The following is a 19858-nucleotide window of genomic DNA, read 5'->3' on the forward strand; positions in this document are numbered from 1 at the left end:
TAAAGAAGAAAATTTATAATGTCAAAAGAAAATAATTCAACACCCAATCCGAATAAATTTAAATTTAATCCTTGGCTCATTTATTTTATTGTGGCCGGAATTTTTATTTTTATCAGTATTATTTCCGGAGGAAGTTCGTTCCAAGAACCCGGAAAATTAACTATTTCGAAGTTCAATGAATACCTCAATAATGGTGAAATTGAAAAAGTATTGGTTTATAACAAAGGGGAAAATTTAAGTGAAGCCGAAATTTATATCACTAAAGAAGCACTGAAAGATAAAAAACACAAAGGCGTTGTGAAAGACGTTTTAGGTAGAGAAAACAAAGGAGCTCATTATCTTTTACCGAATATCGGTGATGACAAATTATTTCAAGATAAACTCGAATTAGCCAAAAAAGAAAACAAATTGTCAGATTACAATTATTTAGTAAAAAGTAATTGGACCGGCATTTTAATCAATTTTCTACCGATCATTTTAATCATTGTAATTTGGATTATCATCATGCGAAGAATGTCCGGAGGTGGTGCCGGAGGTGGTGGTGGACAAATTTTTAACATTGGCAAATCAAGAGCCAAACTCTTCGATGAAAAAACAGATGTCAAAGTAACATTCAAAGATGTTGCCGGTTTAGAAGGTGCAAAAGAAGAAGTTCAGGAAATTGTAGAATTTCTTAAAAACCCGGAAAAATATACCAATTTAGGAGGAAAAATACCTAAAGGTGCTTTATTGGTGGGCCCTCCGGGAACCGGTAAAACCTTATTAGCCAAAGCCGTTGCGGGCGAAGCCAAAGTACCTTTCTTCTCCTTGTCAGGTTCTGATTTCGTAGAAATGTTCGTGGGTGTGGGGGCGTCAAGGGTGCGTGATTTATTCAAACAAGCCAAAGACAAATCACCGGCAATTATATTTATTGATGAAATTGATGCTGTGGGGCGTGCGAGAGGAAAAAACAACATGTCCGGTTCTAACGATGAAAGAGAAAATACACTCAATCAATTGCTAACCGAAATGGATGGTTTTGGAACCAATACCAACGTTATTGTTTTAGCCGCTACCAACCGAGCCGACGTGTTAGACAAAGCATTGATGCGAGCAGGTCGTTTTGACCGTCAGATTTATGTTGACTTACCGGATATTCGCGAGCGTAAAGAGATTTTTGAAGTGCATTTAGCTCCTTTAAAAAAGGTTGAAGGTTTGGATACCGATTTTTTAGCCAAACAAACACCCGGGTTTTCCGGTGCCGACATAGCCAATGTATGCAACGAGGCGGCTTTAATTGCAGCCCGTAACAATAAAACAGCCGTAGATAAACAAGACTTTTTAGATGCTGTAGATCGAATTGTAGGAGGATTAGAAAAGAAAAATAAAATTGTTACACCGGCTGAAAAAAGAGCGATAGCAATTCACGAAGCAGGTCATGCCACGGTGAGTTGGATGTTAGAACACGCTGCCCCCTTGGTGAAAGTTACCATTGTACCAAGAGGTCAAAGTTTAGGTGCTGCTTGGTATTTACCGGAAGAAAGACTCATCGTTCGTCCGGACCAAATGTTAGACGAAATGTGTGCCACAATGGGCGGAAGAGCGGCAGAAAAAGTAATTTTTGATACCATTTCTACCGGGGCCTTGAGTGACCTGGAAAAAGTGACCAAACAAGCTCGTGCTATGGTAACGATTTATGGCTTGAATGATAAATTAGGAAACATCACTTATTATGATTCTACCGGTCAAAGTGAATACAGCTTTTCAAAACCTTATTCGGAAGAAACGGCGGTAACCATTGATCAAGAAATTTCCGGATTAATTGAAAGTCAATACCAAAGAGCGATCAAATTATTAGAAGAAAATAAAGATAAGTTAATTCAATTGGCCGATATTTTAATCGAAAAAGAAGTTATTTTTAAAGATGATTTAGAAGCTATTTTCGGTAAAAGACCTTATGAAAACGAAAGTCACATTTCGGTAGGAATAGAATAATTTTCTTGTTTTTTACTAAAAAGCACAAAAAACTCAATCCAAAGTCACTTTTGAATTGAGTTTTTTTTATCTTTGAAGGATTTCAATCACGAATTTCAGAATTGTTTAAAAAAGTATGAGTCTTTTTAAAAAACTATTTGGTAGTGGAAACGATGCTTCTGATGAAAAAAAGGAGAAGGAAGTAAGTCCATTTAATCCGGAAACTAAAATACCCGTTGACGAAATGTTTACCTTTAATTTTAAGAAAAATGGAGGTAAGTTTTTATATTGTGAAAATTTAGAAGAAGTTAACGAGCAGTTTTTAAATATTTTAGAAGAAAACGATTGGTTTGAATGTGAAGCCACTTGTTATGAATCAAAACTATTTCATTTTTTAGATGAAAACAGGTTGATTTATAAAAACACAACCAACCCAAAATTTCTTTTGGCCAGTTGCGAAAATTTAATTGCCGATGAAGGTTCGGTATTGTTGACTTCTAATCAGATCAAACAAAACAAACCACACGAATTACCCGCTAATATTGTAGTTTTTGCCACGACCAGTCAGATTTTAGAAAGTAAAAGTGATGGGTTGAGAGAAATTAAAAGACGCTACGACAAAGATTATCCTACTAATATTACAACGATTAAATATTTTGAAAAAGCAAAAGAAGAAGACTTTCTTCATTATGGAAGTGCAGCTAAAAACCTGTACCTCTTGCTTTTAGAAGATTTATAAAATGAATGAAACGCTTATCAGAGCTTTATCGGGTGCAGTTTATATTCTTCTGTTATTAAGTTGCATACTTTATTCAAACATTACTTTTTACATTTTGTTTGGCCTCTTTTTGGCGATGGCGGTACTTGAATTTTGTAAATTAGTCAAACTAAATTATGTTATCCCTTTAATCATAGCCATCGTTAGCTATATCATTTTTTACAATACCCCTTTTAACCAATTGTATGATGGAAGTATTACTTTAATTAGTATTTTAGTCGCTATTCAATTGGCTTTTTTTCTGTTTTCCAAGAAAGATAAAGCATTTAAAAAACATGAAAAATGGTTGTATTTGATTGGCTACATTATTTTACCATTTATCATTTTAACTAAAATACCAATTGGTGTGGATGGCTATAACCCAAGAATTTTAATCGGTATTTTTATTTTGATTTGGACCAATGACACCTTTGCTTATGTGGTAGGAAAATCGATTGGTAAGCATAAACTTTTTGAACGAATTTCACCCAAAAAAACTATTGAAGGTTTTTTAGGAGGTCTTACTTTCAGTATTATAGGCAGTATGCTGATTGCCAAATTTTTCATCGGAACTTCCAATATCGGAATTTGGATTGGAATAGCCATATTAGTTAGTATATTTGCAACATTAGGTGATTTAATTCAGTCAAAATTCAAACGATTAGCCGGAGTGAAAGACAGTGGGAAAATCATGCCGGGCCATGGTGGAATTTTGGATCGTTTGGACAGTATCATCTATGTGGCACCATTCATTTTTTTGTTTTATCAAATTTTAAATTATGTTTCATAAAGAAGGAGCGAAAATCATTTTAATGGCTACTGTTATTGTTGCCGCCATGATTTTATTAGCCGATCATTTTATATCATTAACTTGGTTGCGAATGACCATTCAAATTATCGGATTGATTTTTTTGATTTTAATCTTACAATTTTTCAGAAATCCAAAAAGATATACCCAAAATGATGACAACCATGTCATTGCTCCGGTAGATGGAAAAGTGGTGGTGATAGAAGAAGTTTTTGAACCCGAATATTTTAAGGACAAACGTCTTCAAGTTTCCATTTTTATGTCACCCATTAATGTACACGTGACTCGTTATGCCGTGAATGGAAAAATTAATTTCAGTAAATATCATCCCGGAAAATATTTAGTGGCTTGGCATCCAAAAGCAAGTACAGAAAATGAAAGAACAACCGTAGTTATTGAAAATCGAATTTTTGGTGAAATTCTCTACCGCCAAATCGCCGGTGCATTGGCCCGAAGAATTGTAAACTATGCCAAAGAAGGCACTATGGTGAAACAAGGAACGGATGCCGGCTTTATTAAATTTGGTTCGAGAGTTGATTTATTCTTACCTTTAGGAACAAAAATCAAGGTGAGTTTGAACCAAACCGTTAAAGGGGGAGAAACTGTTGTAGCCGAAAAATAAGCAATGGCTGAAAAAGATTTAGATACCCGTTTTCAAGAGGCATTTGAAAAAGCTTCCAATATGACAGAGTTACTTCCTCAAGATGTCATGTTGCGAATTTATGCTTACTACAAACAGGCAACTCATGGTACAGTGGGTTACAAACAACTGAGTAATAACGACCTTCGGAATGCGTTCAAAACAAACGCATGGATGCAAATCAGTCATATTTCTCCGGATGAAGCAAAAGAGCTTTATATTGAAACAATTAATTCATTATTAAACAAAAAAAAATAACATGAAAAAATTATTCTTAGCTGCATTTTTAGTTGCAAGCTTAAGCAGTTGCAACAACAATAAAAAATTAGAAGAAGTAGTAGAAGTTCCTTTGCCGGAAAAGGAAGAAGTTGTGACCGAAATGGGGAACCCTGCTGATGTGAAAGTTGATGAGGGCGGAGCTTTTGAAATGATTGCATTACCTTATGCTTACAATGCTTTAGAGCCGCATATTGATGCAAAAACCATGGAAGTCCATTTTTCAAAACATCATTTGGGTTATGCCAATAACTTAAACAAAGCGATTGTCGGAACAGAAATGGCCAACATGTCAATCGAAGATATTTTAAAAAAATTAGACCCTGAAAACAAAGCTGTTCGTAACAATGGCGGTGGATACTATAATCACAATTTCTTTTGGGAAATAATGGCACCCAACAAAGGTGGTGAGCCAACAGGTGCTGTTGCAGAAGCCATCACAAAAGATTTTGGAAGTTTTGCCGATTTTAAAACCCAATTTACAGAAGCAGCTACCAAACAATTCGGTTCAGGCTGGGCTTGGTTAATTGTGGATAAAACAGGTAAGTTAGTGATTACAACAACAGCGAATCAAGACAATCCGTTAATGACTAAATTAGGGAATACCGGAACACCGATTTTAGCAGTAGATGTGTGGGAACATGCTTATTATCTAAAACACCAAAACAAAAGAAAAGATTATGTTGAAGGTTTCTTTAACGTAATTAACTGGGATAAAGTAACTGAAAAATATACCGCTGCAGTCGCTGTGGAATAATTAATGTAATTAATATTAAAAAGGTTCGTTGAATTCACTCATCGAACCTTTTTTTATTTTTTTCTTTCTAAAATAACTTCCACCGGACGGTTGGTCCGAGGCCCAAATTGCTGAGCTTGTCGTTCATTTTCTGAAGAACATAAAATATACATATTAAACGGATAAAGCTGGATTACTTGTGTTTCAAATTGACCACCATTTTCTTCACCATCGATATCTTCAATTTTAACGCTGAAATTATCTGTAACAAAAGTATTAACAATAGAAAGTAAGTAATTGTCTTTTGCAAAAGGAAAAAACCATTTGCCTTCAGGATCATTATCACTTACTTTCTCCCCTGCTTTGTTGAGCTTGTAATTCGGCGTAAATAACAACGGTTTATTATTATTAACCCAACTCCAACGGTTGTTCTTATTGATAACTTCATTACCTGAACTGTCTATAATTGTGATCCGTAAGTTCTTAATGTTTTCTTTTTTACCTTTTTCATGAACATCAATCACCAAATAGGAAGTAAAATCATAACCACAATGTTGAGCATTAATAATTTGTGCGTTAGCAGAAAAATGAAGGAGTAGAAAAAATATTAAAAGAATTCTCATAGTTGGTTATTCGATGATTTCGTAAAGATACAAAAGCAAAAGTTATTCCAAACAAAATCTAAATCACAATGGAATGCTAAACCAATGCTTTCCGCAACCCCTCAAAATCCAATTTCATTTGTTCTCCGGTTGCTAAATTCTTCAACCCAAAACAATTTTGCTCCATTTCCGATTGTCCGGCAATCACTGCAAAAGGAATGCCGCGTTTGTCAGCATGTTGAAATTGTTTGGCGATTTTAGCCGCATCGGGATATAATTCCACTTTAATTCCGGAGCGACGTAACTTCGTAATCGCTTCCATCGCATATAAACTTTCTTGATTACCGTAGTTGATAAATAGTGCTTTGGTGGTGGCTGTCACCGTTTCCGGAAATAATCCTAATTCTTCCAACACCAAATAAATTCTATCCAATCCAAACGAGATTCCGACGCCACTCATGTTTTTTAAACCGAAAATGCCGGTCAAATCGTCATAACGACCACCACCACCAATGGAACCCATGGCGACTTGTGGAGCAACCACTTCAAAAATGGCTCCGGTGTAATAATTTAATCCTCTGGCTAAGGTGACATCCAAATCAATGATGGCGGTTTGTAAACCTAATTTTTCAATGGTTTCACAAATGAATTGCAACTCTTCTACTCCTTTTTTTCCTTCTTCAGACGAAGCCAACAACTGGTTTAATTTTTCAATTTTTTCAGCAACTGTCCCCATAAACTGAAACAACGGTTGCACCTTTTCGATGGCGGTCTCGGAGATGCCTTTTTCCAACATTTCTTTTTTCACACCCTCCTCGCCTATTTTGTCTAATTTGTCTAACGCAACGGTAAAATCAATCAATTTATCTTTCGCACCAATCACTTCCGCAATGCCGGACAAAATTTTTCTATTATTGATTTTGATCGTCGCCCCGCCTAATCCCAATTGGGTAAATACCGCATCATACAATTGCACCAATTCCACTTCTTGCCACAACGAGGTCGAACCCACAACATCGGCATCACATTGGTAAAACTCTCTAAACCTTCCTTTTTGCGGACGATCGGCACGCCAAACCGGCTGAATTTGGTACCGCTTAAAGGGAAACTCAATTTCATTTTGGTGTTGCACCACGTAACGAGCAAACGGAACGGTGAGGTCGTAGCGGAGGGCCTTTTCGGAGATTTTTGAAGTTAGTTTTTTATAATCAATGTTTGATAATTCTTCTTCACTCACTTTATCCAAATAATCCCCTGAATTCAAAATCTTAAAAATCAATCGATCCCCTTCTTCCCCATATTTTCCCATTAACGTTTCCGAATTTTCAAACGAAGGCGTTTCAATCGGCTGAAAACCAAACACCTCAAAATGATGTTTCATGATCGAGCTGATGTAATTGCGTTTCGCCACCTCTGCCGGTGAAAAATCTCTGGTTCCTTTGGGTATACTTGGTTTTTGTGCCATTATTGTTTTCTAATTTAATTTTTGCAATTGTCATTAACTTTTGCAATTGCCATTGCCATTAATTTTTGCCATTGCCATTGACTTTTGACATTGCCATTGATTTTTGCCATTGCCATTGACTTTGCAAATATCTTACTTTTAAAAGAATTTTAAAGAAAACCTGTAACAAAAAGTGTAAATTCGTGTCAAATGAAGATATGGCCAGCTTAGTAAAAGAAAACATCAAAATTGCATTGGGTTCTATCAAGACTCAGCTTTTGCGTACGATATTAACCATCATCATTATTGCCATTGGAATCACGGCATTGGTGAGTATTTTAACCGTAGTTTCGGCGTTGGAAAACACGTTATCATCTAATTTTGCTTCAATGGGAGCCAACACCTTCACAATCAGACAATACGAACTTGAAGTTCGTATAGGAAGAGGTCGCAGAGGTGAACGCGAAATAATCAACCCAATCATTTCTTATCCGCAAGCTAAAGAATTTCAGGAAAAATACAACTATCCGTTCACCAACTCCTCACTTTCTTTCGTAGCAACTTCCAATGCCGAAGTAAAATATGAAAATAAAAAAACCGATCCGGAAATCACAGTGGTCGGTGTAGATGAATATTTTGCTCCAAATTCCGGTTTAGAAGTCGCCAGCGGACGAAATTTTACCGGTTTTGATATTGAAAACAACAATTATGTTTGTGTCGTGGGTTCCGATTTTGAAAAAGGATTGTTAAAAGATGTCAACCCAATTGATAAAGTCATTTCTATTCGCGGAGCAAAATTTAAAGTTATTGGTATTTTAAAAGAAGAAGGCTCCACTTTTGGAAACAGTCAGGATTTACGGGTGATGATTCCAATTCAAGTGGCTCGATCGTTGTTTTCGCAACCCAACATCAATTATAATTTGAGTGTGATGGTAGAGAAAAAAGAACTGCTTGACGCCGCTATCGACCAAGCCATGATTACCATGCGACAAGTTAGAAAACAAAATCCGGCAGAAGAAAATAACTTCGGAATCATCCGCAGTGACGAATTAATCAATCAAATTTTATCACTCACATCGGTGTTGAGTGCTTCAGCATGGCTAATTGGCATCATTACTATTTTTGGTTCTTCGATTGCATTGATGAACATCATGCTCGTTTCCGTAACCGAAAGAACCCGCGAAATCGGTGTGCGAAAAGCCCTTGGAGCCAAACGAAAAACCATTGCTTTTCAGTTTTTTACCGAAACCATCGTGATTGGACAATTGGGTGGTTTGTTGGGAATCATTCTCGGAATTACTATTGGTTCATTATTCGCTTCGTTGCTGGAATTCAGTTTTGTCATTCCTTGGATGGCAATCATTGCAGCGGTGATCACCAGTTTTGTAGTGGCATTGGTTTCGGGTTTATATCCTGCCATTAAGGCTTCTAAATTAGATCCTGTAGAGGCTTTGCGATACGAGTAATTCTAAACAAACGCTTATCAATGGCACACGGATGTCATGGATAAAACAGATTTTCACAGATTCTTATAATTGGATTCGCTTCGCTTAAAATGGATTAAAGCGGATGCTAAACTTATTTGAACTTATTTGACTTTTTTGGTTCAAAAAAATATTTTAATTGCTCACTTACTAGTTCAATCTTTAATTTTAGAACACATATTTTAAAATTAGTAAAATTTAAAAAATCACATTCATTATTTTTTTGTAGCGAATGGCTCGGGCTTTTTCAGTAAACCATTTTCCCGCTTTCGCCTTTAGTCCCGTTTTAAAAACGGGAGCTACCGTCTTCAATCGGGGCTAAAAAGGAAACCATGAAATCGAAAATGCCAATAAGAAAAAACTTAATTGAACTTATCAGACTTATATGGTTCAAAAAATAAAATCAATTTAATTGTTTACTTGCCAATTACCTTCTTAATGGCATACGGAAGTCATGGATAAAACAGATTTTCACAGATTCTTATAATTGGATTCGCTTCGCTTAAAATGGATTAATACGGATTCATTACTACTAAATTAGTAGTCATTTCAACGTCACGTCTCCCTTCTCCTTTGGAGAGGGGTCGGGGGTGAGGCTAGCTTTAACCATCCGTTCATTCCCATAAATATCCTTCCGCAATACTACAGTTGTAAATCCCAAATCAGCCAAAAGAGAAACCGTTTCTTTTCCCAAATACTGATTAATTTCAAAAAACAACAAACCTGTCGGCTTTAGATGTTTTAAAGCTAATTCAGCAATTTTTCGATAAAAAACCAGTGGATCTTCATCTGAAACAAATAAGGCCAAATGCGGTTCGAAAGCCAAAACGTTGGTGTTGATTTCTGCTTTTTCCAACTCGCGAACATATGGTGGATTAGAAACAATCACATCAAATTGATTTTGCAAATCGGAAGCATCTAAAATGTTTTTTTGAATAAAATGAACTTCCAAATCATTACTTATCGCATTTTCATTGGCTACTTTTAAAGCTTCTTCCGAAATGTCAATACCAAAAACAGTCGATTCCGGTAAATTCTTTTTCAAAGAAATGGGAATACATCCGGTTCCGGTTCCGATATCTACAATTGTTGAATTAAATATATTTTGCTTTTTGATTTCATCCAAAATCCAATACACCAATTCTTCCGTTTCCGGTCGGGGAATCAACGTATGTTCATTCACTTTAAAAACCAAATCGCAAAAAAATGCTTCCCCTAAAATATATTGTATGGGTTTTTGGGTTTTTAATTGATCCAAAACCAAATTCCAACGTTCTAACTCAACTGCTGATACCTTTAAATCGGGTTGCAAGGCCAAATCAATTCGTTTCAATTGATGGAATTTTTCCAACACCAAATAAAAAAATTGATCAATTTCCTGTTCGTCAAAAAAAGAAGACAAATGAGTATGAAAGGAAGATTTTATTGCTTTAAAAGTCATATTTAGCTTATAATTCTTTCAACATCCAAACCGGGCAAGAGGTATGACCCGTGCATCCCAAGGGTGCATCTATATAATGAAACCCGAATTTTAAATATAGTTTTTGAGCAGCATGCATATACGGCATGGTTTCTAAATAACATTTTTTAAACCCAACCGATTGAGCAAAGGCTAAACATTTCGTCATCATTTCAGAACCTACGCCTATTCCTCTGGCTTCAGGAAGAAAATACATTTTTTGCAATTCGCAAATAGTTTCCGATTCGTTTTCTAACTGACTGATGCCGGCTCCACCAATTATCTTTCCCTTGTTTTCAACGACAAAATAATGACTTCTTGGCAAAGAATAGGTTTCAAACATGCTGTCGAGCGATACGTCGGCATAAGCGGTTCCCACTTTAGGCACATCATGTTCGATTAAAACAGAACGTATCACTGAAGCTATCTGCTCATTATCAGCTTTTTGAATTGGACGAATCGTAATCATAAAAATCAAATGGTTTATTAAACCGTAAAAATAAAACTATTTACGCTTTTAATGGCAAAAAGCGTAATTTTGTCATCCAATGAATCACGAAAAGTACATGCAACGTTGCCTTGAACTGGCCAAAAACGGATTGGGAACCACCTACCCCAACCCATTAGTGGGCAGCGTGATTGTGTTTGACAACAAAATTATTGGCGAAGGATGGCATCAAAAAGCCGGTGAATCGCATGCAGAAGTAAATGCCATTAATTCGGTGAAAGACAAATCATTACTTTCAAAATCAACCATTTATGTGAGTCTAGAACCCTGCAGTCATTTTGGAAAAACGCCTCCCTGTAGTGATTTGATTATTCATCATAAAATTCCGAATGTTGTGGTGGGAACAGTTGACCCCAATGAAAAAGTAGCCGGAAAAGGAATTGAAAAACTCCGACAATCGGGTGCAAATGTAATCGTTGGTATGTTAGAGAAGCAATGCCTGGAACTCAATCGACGTTTTTTTACCTTTCACAACCAAAAAAGACCTTACATCATCTTGAAATGGGCCGAAAGTGCCGATGGTTTTCTTTCGCCACAAATAAAAAAAGAACAAAAACCGGTTTGGATTACCAATGCCTATTCGAGACAATTAGTACATAAATGGCGAACGGAAGAACAAGCAATTTTAGTAGGCACAAATACAGTTTTGGCCGACAATCCACAATTGAACAGCAGAGATTGGAAAGGAAATAATCCAATAAGAATTGTGATAGATCGTACAGGGAAAATTTCTAACAATTATGAAGTAAAAAAAGGAAAGCAACCCACTATTTTTATTACAGAAAAAGAAAATTTTGTTTCAGTTGAAAATTGTAAACCCGAAACTAGTATCTTTGGTAATCAACTTGCTGAAAAAATTAGTCATTTCCTTTTTCAAAAAGGCATTCAATCGGTTATCATTGAGGGTGGACTTCAAACTTTACAAACCTTTATAGAAGCCAATTTGTGGGATGAAGCTCGAATTTTTAAAGGAAATTTGCTTTTTCAACAAGGAACAAAAGCCCCAACCCTTACAGGCGAAACCGTGAAACGAACAACGATTTTAAACGATGAACTTTTAATGCTGAAGCGGTATGATTAACACAATTATTTTCGATTTTGGGGATATTTTCATAAACTTAGATAAACCGGGGGTGGAAAAAGCATTCCGTAATTTAGGCTTAAAAGAATGGCATGCCGATTTGGATGATTTAAACAAACGTTTTGAAATTGGTAAAATAACCGAGTTAGAATTTATTCAAGGTTTTCAAAAACACCTTCCAAATGCTTCCATCGAAGATATCCGAAAAGCATGGAATGCCGTTTTAGGCGATTTTCCGGAATATCGTTTAGAATTTTTACAAAGCTTAAAAGGAAAATACAGATTGTTTTTGCTGACCAACACCGATATGATTCATATCGATCATTTTGAACACAAAGAGGGGATGTCGGTTACACGTGATTTTTATAATTGTTTCGAAAAAGTGTATTATTCCTATGAATTAGGAATGAGAAAACCGGACGTGAATATTTTTAAACACCTTATTCACAAGCATGATTTAAATCCGAAACGCACTTTGTTTGTGGATGATAAAAAAGAAAACACAGATGCTGCCGCTTCCCTGGGAATTGAAGTATGGAACTTACAAGTGGGACAAGAAGATGTTACGGAACTATTCGCCAAAAAAATAATTACTCTGTGATATACATTGTTTTAAGTGTTCTTTTTAACGCTGTCCTTTTTGTCATTTTAAAACTTTTTTCCCGATTCAATATCAATACTTTGCAAGCATTGGTGGTAAACTATTTTACTGCTTTTACAATGGGTTTGTTGTTCACCGAAACAGCTTTTGATTACAATCAAATCATACATAAAACATGGTATACCGGTAGCGTACTATTGGGTATTTTATTCATCAGTGTGTTTTATGCAACAGCATTAACGTCACAACGAAACGGACTTTCAGTAGCGTCTGTTGCCTCAAAAATGTCAGTGATAATTCCTATCTGCTTTGGGGTTATATTATACAATGAACATTTGGGAATTGCCAAAATCATCGGAATTCTAATGGCTTTAGTTGCGGTTTATTTCACCTCAAAAAAAGAAGAAGGTGCAGTAGCCGATTCAAAAAATTTACTCTACCCGACTTTAGTCTTCTTTGGAGCCGGTGCAATTGATACCAGTATAAAAATTTTACAGAATGATTATTTACCCGAAAATGAAATTTCATTATTTTCATCACATACTTTCTTAATGGCTTTTATGGTAGGGATAATAATTATAGGTATAAATATTGTAAAAGATAAAACGAAAATGAATGGGAAAAATATTGTAGCCGGAGTTATTCTTGGCATCCCAAACTATTTTTCATTATATTATTTAATCAAAATGTTGGACAGTGAAGTGTTTGAAAGTTCAACCATCTTTACCATTCACAATGTGGCTATCGTCATGGTTTCTACCTTGGTTGGCATTTTACTATTTAAAGAAAGGATTTCGATGCGAAATGCAATTGGAATTGCTATGGCTTTAGTAGCTATCTTTCTGGTGACAAGTTAATATGAATGTATCAAAAGACACATACAAAACCATTTCCCAACCATCGGGAGAAGTATTGTTTAAAGAAAAAAACAGTAAATTCTTTGGCTATGCATTTCCTGTTGTAAATGAAGAAGAGGTGAAAGTGCATTTGGAACAGTTAAAAAAGCAACATTTTTCTGCCAGACATTGGTGTTATGCCTATCAAATCGGTACAGACAAGATAAGTTTTAGAGCCAATGATGACGGCGAACCCAACAACAGTGCCGGAATGCCAATCTATGGTCAAATTCAGTCGTTTGAAGTGACCAATATTTTAATTGTAGTCGTACGCTATTTCGGTGGAGTAAAATTAGGGGTTGGCGGATTAATCTCTGCCTACAAAACAACAGCTCAAATGGCATTGGAAAATGCTGAAATTATTGAGAAAACAATTGATGTATTTTTCAAACTGACCTTTGATTATAAAAACATGAATAAAGTAATGCGGATCATCAAAGAAAAAAATTTAGATATCGTTGCTCAAAAAATGGAAATGAATTGCGAACTCCTCTTTTCCACCCGAAAAAAAAATGCCGAAACAACTTTCGACATTTTTTCCAATCTATTTGAAATTAAAATAGAAAAAGTAGATTAATTTTCTAACGCTTCCATTTGATCAATAATCTTTTTTATATTTTCCGGAGGAACGATTGGTTTGCCGGTTTTGATGTCTACAAATACCAAAACAAAATCAGCAGTTGTTAATAACTCGCCATTTTCGTTTTCAATTTTACATTCAAATTCTATCTTCACTGAGCTTTGGCTTTTGTATTTAGTTTTTACAGTAAGTAAATCATCGTAACGTGCTGGTTTTTTGTAATTTATGTTGATGTTAACAATAGGAAGTGCGACGCCGTTTTCTTCCATGCTTTTATAAGAAATCCCTTGATTTCTCAGCCATTCCACGCGTCCTATCTCAAAATAAGGTAAATAATTTCCGTGATAAACTACGCCCATTTGATCTGTTTCGGAATAACGTACACGTACATGTAATTGATGTTCTTTCATAATTTTCTGTAATATTTTTCTTCAACCACTTTTAAAGCCGTAAAGCATCTTTACAACATTTTTTTTATAAAATCAATAGCAATTTATTTTTTTTTACGTTTTTTTGTTCACATATTTGTTATCCCAAAAGTTGATAAAGAAACAGTCTGTTTTCTTTGTAAGATAACCTTTAGTAAACAACAAAATTTATAGAATTTATGAGCAAAACTGCGGAATCGGTATGGGAGAACTGTCTATCTTTTATAAAAGACAATATTCAGGAGCAAGCTTACAAAACTTGGTTCGAACCGATTAAGTCAGTGGAACTCACAGACAATGCTTTATACATTCAAGTACCCAGCAAATTTTTCTATGAATGGTTAGAAGAACACTATGTGAAATTACTCAAAGTAGCCCTAACCAAAGAACTCGGAAAAAACGCAAAGTTACTGTATAAAATTAAAATGGAAAACACTTATGGCAATAAACAACCCTTTACGGAACAATTGCCTAGTGCTCACCGTAGTCCTGTAAAGCCACAAGACGTAGACGCTCCCCTGAAAAATTTGAGTCCTGAACTTAAAAACCCCTTTGTGATTCCGGGTATCAGGAATTTAAAAATCGAATCACAATTAAATGCTAATTACAGTTTTGATAACTTTTTAGAAGGTGATTCCAACCGTTTAGCTCGTTCTGCCGGTATGGCTGTGGCCAACAAACCGGGTGGAACTTCATTTAATCCGCTCTTGATATTTGGTGGAGTCGGTTTAGGTAAAACTCACTTGGCACACGCCATTGGTGTGGAAATTAAAGACAAATATCCCGATAAAACCGTTTTGTATATTTCTGCCGAAGTTTTTACACAACAATACATTGATTCAGTGAAGAAGAATACTCGCAACGATTTCATTCATTTTTATCAATTAATTGATGTATTGATTATTGATGATGTACAATTTTTATCGGGTAAATCAGGAACGCAAGATGTGTTTTTCCACATTTTCAATTTCCTACATCAAAACGGTAAACAGGTTATCTTAACCTCCGATAAAGCTCCGGTAGACATGCAAGACATTGAACAACGTTTGCTGTCTCGTTTCAAATGGGGATTATCGGCTGAATTACACCAACCGGATTATGAAACCAGAATTTCAATCCTTAAAAATATTTTGTACCGTGATGGTGTTGAAATGCCGGAAGAAATCATTGAATATGTAGCCCGTAACATCAAAACAAATGTACGCGAACTGGAAGGAGCTATTATTTCGTTAATCGCTCAATCGTCTTTCAATAAAAAAGAAGTCACCTTAGACCTCGCTAAAGGAGTGGTTGAGAAATTTGTTAAAAATGTAAAAAGAGAAATCTCAATCGATTATATTCAGAAAGTGGTGTCCGATTATTTTCAATTAGACATTGATACGTTACAGTCAAAAACCAGAAAACGCCACGTGGTGCAAGCCCGCCAATTGGCTATGTTTTTTGCCAAGAAATTCACCAAAGCCTCGTTGGCTAATATTGGTTCACAAATTGGAGACCGTGACCACGCCACTGTTTTACATGCTTGCAAAACGGTTGATAATTTAGTGACGACTGATAAACAATTCCGAAAATTTGTGGAAGACATTCACAAAAAACTTTCCCTATAAAAAGATAATTTCAGTATTCTTATTACCTTTGAATACTGAAATTATTTTTTAAAGAATCTAGATGGTATGCCTGTTAAAATTTTAATGGTTTGTTTGGGGAACATTTGCCGTTCACCTTTGGCAGAAGGTATTTTGGCTTCCAAACTTCCTAAAAACGATTTTTTTGTTGATTCCGCCGGAACCGGGCATTGGCATGTGGGAAATCCACCTGATAAACGATCAATTCTGACTGCTGAAAAAAACGGTATTGACATCACCCATCAACGAGGAAAATTATTTAAACCCTCTTTTTTTCAGGAGTATGACCATATCTTTGTAATGGACACCCACAATTATAACGATGTAATTGCGATGGCCAAAAATGAAGAGGATAAGAAAAAAGTTCTACTCATTTTAGACGAACTGTTTCCCGGTGAAAATGTTGATGTACCGGATCCCTATAACGGCATACAAAGTAATTTTGATCAGGTTTTTGAAATGTTAGAGGAAGCTTGTGAGAGTATTGCCAATAAGCTTTTAAAAAAATAATGTAAAAGTGACACAAACTTTTATTTCATAAAACCGGACAGGTTGCAAATAAAATCAATATGAAACCCATCACTTTTTTAGGAAAACTCTATTTAATACCTACCACTTTAGGTGAAGTGGCTCCTGAAGATGTGTTGCCACAAACCGTGAAAAGAACCATTGATTTTATCAATGATTATGTAGTGGAAAATGAAAAAACAGCACGAAAATTTATTAAATCAATCAATCCTGAAAAAGTACAAGCAAATCTTAGAATCAACGTATTAAACAAACATACTGAAATTTCAGAGCACAAAGCCATGATTCAACCGTGTTTAGAAGGAAGAAATGTAGGCTTAATGAGCGAAGCCGGTTGCCCCGGTGTAGCCGATCCGGGAGCTGTAATTGTGAAATTAGCTCATGAAAAAGGCATTCAAGTGGTGCCTTTGGTGGGACCTTCCTCTATCCTTCTCGCTTTGATGGGCTCAGGAATGAATGGACAAAACTTTGCATTCAATGGTTACTTACCAATAGATAAGGGTGAAAAAAAAGCAATGTTGAAAAACTTGGAACGATTGTCATTTGAAAAAAATCAGGCTCAACTATTTATTGAAACCCCTTATCGCAATAATAAATTAGTGGAAGATATGTTGCAAGCTCTTCAAAACGCTACAAGACTTTGTATCGCAACGGATATTACTTTACCTACCGAATACATTAAAACACTTTCCATCAACGATTGGAAAAAAACAAAGGTCGATTTACACAACCGACCTACTATTTTTATTATTCAGAAATCTTGATTTATTTCACTTTCGCATTCTTATTAGCCACAATATGCGAAGTATCATATCCTCCAAATTTTTTGATATAACTTTTAATGGAAGTTCCAAAACCGTCTTTGATACTGCGATTTCCATTGCTTTTTAGAAATTTTTTAACTGAACCTGCTCCACCTAAATGAGCAGCAGCCAACAATCCTGATTCAGTAATGGTTACACCTTTAATTACTTTACCTTCGTATTTTTCAATTTCATCTCGAAGAATCCATTTATTAATCGAAGCTAAAGCATTGAATGCTTTTTCTTGTAATTGCGGAGAACGCATAAAATGAAGACTGTCACGAACACCAATCGTTCGTAAGGTACCCATACCAAATTGGTATTTCCCCATATATCCGAAGGAATTAACCAAATGATATTTTCCTTGTGATTCTTTAAAAGCCAGGGCTTGTTTAAAACCGGCATAGGTTTTTCCGGTTTGTGGGAATATTACATTGGTATATTCCAATTCTGCTGCTGTGGGAACGGTGTAATGTAAAACTTCATCTGATTCATTTACATAAAACCAATTCAAATTCTCAAATTTATATGGTTTAAAACCTGTACTAATTACGCCTACAATCAAGGCGATACAAGAATAAAAATACCATTTTTTTGACATAGATGTTTATTTCTCAAGCTCTGTCACCATCTTGAATTTCACGGGTGCAAAGATACATAATTTTTTATAATTATGAAAATCAAGTAGTTAAACTTTTCTAAAAGTAAATAATATGAAATTTTGACTTTCCTAAACCATTGATTTCAAACGTTGGAGCAGGAATTTTGATGGTGTTTAAAACGGAAAAAATAGTCTTTAAAAAATGTGATTTCGTTTCAATTTTAGACAAATCAACGTCAAAACTTATATAAAATTGACGAAATCTGTCGTCATTTGTTCCCAAATTATTTTTTTGAGAGGAAAGCATTCCCTCTGCTCCGTAACCAAGAGCAAGATTTAACCATTTTGGAATTTTTGAAGTTTTGGCAAAGGAATGAATATTGGCCGATAGCCAATACGTTTGTCCGTTATAATCTTTCAAAATTTGTTCGTTGAGACCTTCTCCTAATAATTCCGGTCGTTGATTGGCATAGGAAGTCGTGTGAAAAGAAAATTTAGGAATGATTCGCTGTTCATTCCACAATAGTTCTTGTGAAACATACATAGCGGTACCGGTTGCATTGGCAGCTACATCACCCCAAGAAAATCCCCATTCGGCAGAATAGCCATCAAAAACCTCAACGGCGGTAAGAAAAACAAAGCCAAAACCGGCTCCGTAAAGTAATTGTCCTTCCTTTGAAACCCCACTCCAACCAAGCATATCGGCACTCAATCGACCTAAATGATAGGAAGAATAAACATGGCCTGCTTTATCCATTTGAAGCCAATCCCTATTGTCATTTTTAAATTGAAAAGACGATTTTTCATAATCGGCATACCAAAGTTGATGCAATCCTATCAAAGCTGCCGAACTAAAAACCGTTTCTGAAATTACAACCGCATTTCTTCTTTTGGTGAGCAACGTATCAGATGGCTTAAAAAAATCTTCAAACTTCGATTGGGCATTTAACCCATTTAAGAATAGTAAAAAAACAACAATTATGAAATATAAAACTCTCAATTAATTAGCCGTTTGAGCATTTAACCATGTAGCATATTTTTTGGCATTCACATTATGTTGTTCCAAAGTGGTGGCAAATTCGTGATAGCCAAAACGCTCCACACTGGCACAGAAATAAAGAAATTCATGCTGTTCTGGATTCAAAACAGCGTCAATGGCATTCACATCCGCCATAAAAATGGGACCGGGTGGCAAACCGACATTTCGATAAGTATTATAAGGAGATTCAACTTCCAAATGTTTATAATAAACCCGTTTAATCACTTGCTTAAAATCATTAGACCCTAATTTATAGGCAAAAATCACAGTAGGATCGGCTTGCAACGGCATTCCTACATTCATACGGTTCAAATACACTTTTGCTACACGAGGTCGTTCCTCTACTTTGGCAGTTTCTTTATGAACGATTGAGGCTAAAATAGAAACCTGAACCGGAGTTAATCCCAGTTTTTCAGCTTTGGCTTTTCGTTCATCATTCCAAAATCGATAGTATGCTTTGGCCATCTGATTTCTAAACTTTTCTGCGGAAGTATTCCAATAAAACTCAAAAGTATTGGGTAACAACATGGTAAAAACAGTTTCTTCTGTAAAACCGTTTTCTTTTAAAAAGGTTGGTTCTTTAAATGCTTGCAACAATTGCAAACTATCCGCTTCAATTTGGGAAGCTATTCTTCCCGCAAAATCTTCTAATCGTTCTTGGTTGTTAAAGGTAACACGAACCGGAACATTTCTTCGCAAGGCCGAAACAATAGCATTGGTGTTCATGTTTTGAGTTAATTCAAATTTTCCGGCTTTTACGTCGGTAGCATACCCTCTTCGTTTCGCCAGAGTTTCAAACTTTTCCATATCTTTTAAGTAAGGAGAAACGATAGTTTTCACCTCTTCAAAAGTGGAATTGGTAGGTACAAAGACGGATATTTTTTCTTCTGTAAAACTTGTATTAGGGGTGAAAACAATTTGATAGACTTTAAATCCAAAATAGGCAACTACCAATAATACTACTAAAGAAATAGAGAGAATTATTTTTTTAAAATTCATATGTCTTGAA

22 protein-coding genes are annotated in these 19858 nt (G+C 35.5%); 14 read left to right on the plus strand and 8 right to left on the minus strand.

Annotated elements, in window-relative coordinates:
- The first annotated feature begins 18 nt into the window (after positions 1-18).
- The 6 genes from ftsH (at position 19) to EQG68_RS11945 (ending at position 5191) form a co-directional block, all read left to right on the plus strand.
- Positions 19-1974: an ATP-dependent zinc metalloprotease FtsH gene (ftsH, locus tag EQG68_RS11920; protein WP_129465115.1), complete on the plus strand. Its 1956-nt coding sequence runs from the start codon at positions 19-21 to the stop codon at positions 1972-1974.
- A gap of 115 nt (positions 1975-2089) precedes the next feature.
- A complete protein-coding gene (locus EQG68_RS11925; RefSeq protein WP_129465116.1) occupies positions 2090-2692 on the plus strand; it encodes an LUD domain-containing protein in 603 nt (200 codons plus the stop codon).
- A 1-nt stretch (position 2693) separates the two neighbouring features.
- Positions 2694-3500 (plus strand): phosphatidate cytidylyltransferase, encoded by an 807-nt coding sequence (locus EQG68_RS11930; RefSeq protein ID WP_129465117.1) that lies wholly within the window; start codon positions 2694-2696, stop codon positions 3498-3500.
- Positions 3490-4140 carry a phosphatidylserine decarboxylase family protein gene (locus EQG68_RS11935; protein WP_129465118.1) on the plus strand — a complete coding sequence of 217 codons (651 nt, stop codon included), beginning with the start codon at positions 3490-3492 and terminating at the stop codon, positions 4138-4140. Before EQG68_RS11930 ends, EQG68_RS11935 begins: the two co-directional genes overlap by 11 nt.
- Positions 4141-4143: 3 nt before the next feature.
- Positions 4144-4416, plus strand: coding sequence for an acyl-CoA-binding protein (locus tag EQG68_RS11940; RefSeq protein WP_129465119.1), 273 nt, complete (start codon positions 4144-4146; stop codon positions 4414-4416).
- A 1-nt stretch (position 4417) separates the two neighbouring features.
- Positions 4418-5191 carry a superoxide dismutase gene (locus EQG68_RS11945; protein ID WP_129465120.1) on the plus strand — a complete coding sequence of 258 codons (774 nt, stop codon included), beginning with the start codon at positions 4418-4420 and terminating at the stop codon, positions 5189-5191.
- A gap of 53 nt (positions 5192-5244) precedes the next feature.
- Here EQG68_RS11945 and EQG68_RS11950 read toward each other — a convergent pair whose 3' ends face one another.
- Complete coding sequence (locus tag EQG68_RS11950) at positions 5245-5793, minus strand: hypothetical protein (RefSeq protein WP_129465121.1); 549 nt, start codon at positions 5791-5793, stop codon at positions 5245-5247.
- A 76-nt stretch (positions 5794-5869) separates the two neighbouring features.
- On the minus strand, positions 5870-7237 hold the full coding sequence (hisS, locus tag EQG68_RS11955; protein WP_129465122.1) for a histidine--tRNA ligase: 1368 nt from the start codon (positions 7235-7237) through the stop codon (positions 5870-5872).
- Positions 7238-7434: 197 nt separating this feature from the next.
- Here hisS and EQG68_RS11960 point away from each other — a divergent pair, with 197 nt between their 5' ends.
- Positions 7435-8682 (plus strand): ABC transporter permease, encoded by a 1248-nt coding sequence (locus EQG68_RS11960; protein ID WP_129465165.1) that lies wholly within the window; start codon positions 7435-7437, stop codon positions 8680-8682.
- 562 nt (positions 8683-9244) lie between these two features.
- Here EQG68_RS11960 and prmC read toward each other — a convergent pair.
- Together prmC and EQG68_RS11970 are read right to left on the minus strand one after the other, a co-directional pair.
- On the minus strand, positions 9245-10141 hold the full coding sequence (gene prmC, locus EQG68_RS11965; protein ID WP_129465123.1) for a peptide chain release factor N(5)-glutamine methyltransferase: 897 nt from the start codon (positions 10139-10141) through the stop codon (positions 9245-9247).
- Between the two features lie 7 nt (positions 10142-10148).
- Complete coding sequence (locus EQG68_RS11970) at positions 10149-10628, minus strand: GNAT family N-acetyltransferase (protein ID WP_129465124.1); 480 nt, start codon at positions 10626-10628, stop codon at positions 10149-10151.
- A 79-nt stretch (positions 10629-10707) separates the two neighbouring features.
- On the opposite strand from EQG68_RS11970, the gene ribD reads away from it, so the two are divergent.
- Genes ribD through EQG68_RS11990 form a run of 4 tightly spaced genes read left to right on the plus strand, consistent with a single transcriptional unit; the run spans position 10708 to position 13822 of the window.
- Positions 10708-11748: a bifunctional diaminohydroxyphosphoribosylaminopyrimidine deaminase/5-amino-6-(5-phosphoribosylamino)uracil reductase RibD gene (ribD, locus tag EQG68_RS11975; RefSeq protein WP_129465125.1), complete on the plus strand. Its 1041-nt coding sequence runs from the start codon at positions 10708-10710 to the stop codon at positions 11746-11748.
- The gene (locus tag EQG68_RS11980) at positions 11741-12349 is read left to right on the plus strand and encodes an HAD family hydrolase (protein WP_129465126.1); all 609 of its coding nucleotides are present in this window, start codon (positions 11741-11743) and stop codon (positions 12347-12349) included. Before ribD ends, EQG68_RS11980 begins: the two co-directional genes overlap by 8 nt.
- A complete protein-coding gene (locus EQG68_RS11985) occupies positions 12346-13206 on the plus strand; it encodes a DMT family transporter (protein WP_129465127.1) in 861 nt (286 codons plus the stop codon). The genes EQG68_RS11980 and EQG68_RS11985 overlap by 4 nt, the downstream gene beginning before the upstream one ends.
- A 1-nt stretch (position 13207) precedes the next feature.
- The gene (locus EQG68_RS11990; protein WP_129465128.1) at positions 13208-13822 is read left to right on the plus strand and encodes an IMPACT family protein; all 615 of its coding nucleotides are present in this window, start codon (positions 13208-13210) and stop codon (positions 13820-13822) included.
- On the opposite strand, the gene EQG68_RS11995 is transcribed toward EQG68_RS11990, so the two are convergent.
- Positions 13819-14235, minus strand: a complete 417-nt coding sequence (locus EQG68_RS11995) for an acyl-CoA thioesterase (protein WP_129465129.1) — start codon at positions 14233-14235, stop codon at positions 13819-13821. The genes EQG68_RS11990 and EQG68_RS11995 overlap by 4 nt on opposite strands.
- A 197-nt stretch (positions 14236-14432) precedes the next feature.
- Between EQG68_RS11995 and dnaA the strand changes: the two genes are divergently transcribed.
- The 3 genes from dnaA (at position 14433) to EQG68_RS12010 (ending at position 17170) form a co-directional block, all read left to right on the plus strand.
- Positions 14433-15860 carry a chromosomal replication initiator protein DnaA gene (dnaA, locus tag EQG68_RS12000; protein WP_129465130.1) on the plus strand — a complete coding sequence of 476 codons (1428 nt, stop codon included), beginning with the start codon at positions 14433-14435 and terminating at the stop codon, positions 15858-15860.
- 66 nt (positions 15861-15926) lie between these two features.
- On the plus strand, positions 15927-16388 hold the full coding sequence (locus EQG68_RS12005; protein WP_129465131.1) for a low molecular weight protein-tyrosine-phosphatase: 462 nt from the start codon (positions 15927-15929) through the stop codon (positions 16386-16388).
- 59 nt (positions 16389-16447) lie between these two features.
- On the plus strand, positions 16448-17170 hold the full coding sequence (locus tag EQG68_RS12010) for an SAM-dependent methyltransferase (protein ID WP_164975450.1): 723 nt from the start codon (positions 16448-16450) through the stop codon (positions 17168-17170).
- Position 17171: 1 nt separating this feature from the next.
- Here the strand turns inward: EQG68_RS12010 and EQG68_RS12015 are convergent, their stop codons facing one another.
- The 3 genes from EQG68_RS12015 to mltG all read right to left on the minus strand — a co-directional run bounded on the left by EQG68_RS12015 (position 17172) and on the right by mltG (position 19848).
- The gene (locus EQG68_RS12015; RefSeq protein ID WP_129465132.1) at positions 17172-17810 is read right to left on the minus strand and encodes a peptidoglycan-binding protein LysM; all 639 of its coding nucleotides are present in this window, start codon (positions 17808-17810) and stop codon (positions 17172-17174) included.
- Between the two features lie 97 nt (positions 17811-17907).
- Positions 17908-18810 (minus strand): DUF2279 domain-containing protein, encoded by a 903-nt coding sequence (locus EQG68_RS12020; RefSeq protein WP_129465133.1) that lies wholly within the window; start codon positions 18808-18810, stop codon positions 17908-17910.
- A complete protein-coding gene (gene mltG / locus EQG68_RS12025; protein ID WP_129465134.1) occupies positions 18811-19848 on the minus strand; it encodes an endolytic transglycosylase MltG in 1038 nt (345 codons plus the stop codon).
- Positions 19849-19858: the final 10 nt, after the last annotated feature.

This window comes from Flavobacterium piscinae, assembly GCF_004122145.1.
GTDB lineage: Bacteria > Bacteroidota > Bacteroidia > Flavobacteriales > Flavobacteriaceae > Flavobacterium > Flavobacterium piscinae.